We start from the raw sequence: 279 nt of genomic DNA on the forward strand, positions 1-279 counted from the left end.
TAACTTTCATTTGTTTTCTTCCGCGATAATCAATAATGTCACCTTTCACACGAATAATCGTTTCAGGTACGAGTAATTGAATATCCTCATTTGTTACCGTCCATACTTTTGCTTCTATATCACCACTTTTATCTTTAAGATAAAGTGTCATATATGGTTTACCTTGAGCTGTAACACCTTGAGTCGCTCGATGAATCAAAAAGTAATGATCTACTGAGTCTCCTGGTTTTAATGTCTCTATAGTTCTCATTTGCTCTTAGCTCCTTCTATTTTTGTCAG

At 34.8% G+C, this 279-nt stretch carries 1 protein-coding gene; it reads right to left on the bottom strand.

Translation table 11 applies throughout. The features are described from left to right. Positions 1–250 (bottom strand): OB-fold nucleic acid binding domain-containing protein (locus P8629_RS11705; protein ID WP_278166302.1); only part of this gene is annotated, 250 nt, incomplete at its 3' end. Positions 251–279 lie beyond the last annotated feature (29 nt).

The organism is Hydrogenovibrio sp. 3SP14C1 (genome assembly GCF_029625905.1).
Lineage (GTDB): Bacteria > Pseudomonadota > Gammaproteobacteria > Thiomicrospirales > Thiomicrospiraceae > Hydrogenovibrio.